This is a genomic window from Pseudovibrio sp. Ad37 (genome assembly GCF_001623075.1).
In the GTDB taxonomy this organism is placed as follows: Bacteria; Pseudomonadota; Alphaproteobacteria; order Rhizobiales; family Stappiaceae; genus Pseudovibrio.
On record NZ_LMCF01000063.1, the window covers coordinates 1 to 2,376 of the forward strand.

A 2,376-nucleotide genomic window follows, 5' to 3' on the forward strand; every position below is an offset into this window, starting at 1 on the left:
AGAATGATACGAATCTTGTCTTCAGTGGAATAGCGCTTTCGGGTCTTGTGCTGGATGTCTTTAACCGCCTTCTCAGCTGCAGCGCTGGCGGTCCTCGTGTATTGCCCCATTGTTCACTCCTAATCTAGTGATCATGGGCCAAAACACTCCCTTACTCAAATCAACCGTTCTGTCCATAAGGCGTCGCCGACAAACAGTCAGAGGTCCAAAATGGTTCTAAGTAACCTGTCCTGTAATTAGGCTGTAGGTACGTGCGTATTACCATTAGGGCTACAGCCCGCGCGTTGATGAACAGGTCAATACATATTAGCGACTTCAAAATTACAAATAAAAACTCTCTCGCGAAATGCAGTGGGTCCATACATATAACCATGTTGGGCCGTTCGTTGTTATAAGCCCAGAGCCAGTTAGTGGCTTCTACTTACCCTGCTTAGATTTAACGATCATTTGAAATTAGAGAAGGTATATTTTAAAGCTCTTCTAAGAAAACAAATGCATTGATAGTAGCTTCCCTACAGCGACACTAGGTGCTTTGCTCGCGGCCTTGTATTCTTCAGGTGAATGAAATTTCTTTTCGGCTTCAATCAAAAGATGACTGAAGTGCTCTTGTAGCTCTGAAGGTACCATGTCTAAGCGACATAACCGCGCTAGTTTTTCTTCTTGAAGCCCTCCAGAAAATCCCTTTTGACTTGCTAGTTGCAAAAAACAAGGAAGCGGCTTGCCCGCAAATTTCTTCGGTTGTCCTACAATCTTATATGGTTCAATTTTTCTTAAAGAACCCAAGTGGTTGTGTCTACTTGTCACTTGCTCATTAGACATGTTTTTCCGCTCATCATCAAACGGCAGTACTGCCAGTGTAGGTGAAAGGTAAACTAGTATGTCATTGACAATTGACCATTGCCCTTTTCCTGGAGCTTGCCAAGGATTGATTGGGCTGTATGTCAAAGATACCAAATTCTTGTTTAACAATGGACGGGCGGCGTGCAATGACGTCATTGTTGAGCGACCTGCGTGGATACTGTTTCTATAGAATAGATAATGCCATTCAGAGCCATACTCGTGCATTGCATTAATGCCGCCGCGCATAAGCCCAGTTTGGCTTTGGGAAAGAAAGGCTTCGTATATGTGAGATTGGAGTTTTTTACCGATTTGATTAACCGATCGCCATCCATAGTTGCCCTTGTAGAGCTCTGCGCCATGCCCGCCAAACTCAAACTTCAAGCCGCTGGATTTGATCGCTGCTGGTGAATGTAATGGATCATAAGTTCCTGCATTACAAAGGTACCAATTTGCTAGCCTTTCTACCTTCTCATTATCTCCTTCATACACGCTGAAATTATTGTTTAAGGATAGGTTAAATTTGTTGCATATTTGCTTAGCAATGGCAAAGTCATTCGGTCTATCAATGTTACTTTTAATATCAATTTCAGATTTTTTGTCGTGAAGATGAATTGCGGCGGCTAATACTGTTCTGCTATCTAATCCGCCTGAAAGGTTAAAGGTCGAACTTAACGACTCATGCTGATGTATCCCCCATATAAAGCCAATCATATTTTGAGCGGCGTTTCTTAAGGTGTCTTCATAGTCACTATTAGCAATTGCCCAAGTAGCTCGTTCTGAAGACATCTTTGGTGAGTAGAGCTTCCGAACCTTTAATACCTCTCCAGGGAGAGCCATCACGATATCTTGTACTATCGTTTGGTGACTAGTTTGCTGTTGGGTAATACCATTAATCCAGCTACGCGCCAGAAGAGCTTCAATGTTTGGCTTACAGGCAATGCCGACTGCTCTCCTTAATTCTGCTAAGACAGCTAAGCTATCAGAAACGGCACAAATTCCCTCAGATGAAAAATAAAACCTGGATACTTGCGCAAATACGTCGCTAGATATTATCGTTTTAAGTTTATTTGACTGTATTTGGAGATAGCATCCGGCTTGCGGAGATGTTGGGAGTACATCAGAGCCATCAAAAGAAATAGTCTGTTTTTCATCGTTTATTGCATAGCCTAAAAATGAGAAATTATTCTGAAGAGATGGGGCATCTGCGGCTATAAATAATTCCACCAGGCCAAATATGTTATCTTTAGTCGAGTATGAGGCACCGAGACTTTTTAGCCATTTTTTGATTGGAGGTAGATTTTCTTGGTTGGCACAAATGTATAGGTAACTAGACAAAGTAATTCCTCGCAGTTTGATAATTCTCACTAAATTACATATGATTAGCGATGTTTCAAGGTAATCTCTGTGTCTGTCAATGAGCGTTCAAAATTGATCCGGCATCATCATTTAAAATTGACCCACCTTGGTTGGCACAAATCCAGCAGGCGAACAGCTCTCATCTAGCAGGTTCGTCTGCTGGCTTTGTGCCAACCAAGG

At 42.3% G+C, this 2,376-nt stretch carries 1 protein-coding gene; it reads right to left on the bottom strand.

Going from position 1 to position 2,376, the window contains the following annotated elements; all coding sequences use genetic code 11:
* Window positions 1-480: 480 nt before the first annotated feature.
* On the bottom strand, window positions 481-2,205 hold the full coding sequence (locus PsAD37_RS11405) for a hypothetical protein (protein WP_153039728.1): 1,725 nt from the start codon (window positions 2,203-2,205) through the stop codon (window positions 481-483).
* Between the last annotated feature and the right edge of the window lie 171 nt (window positions 2,206-2,376).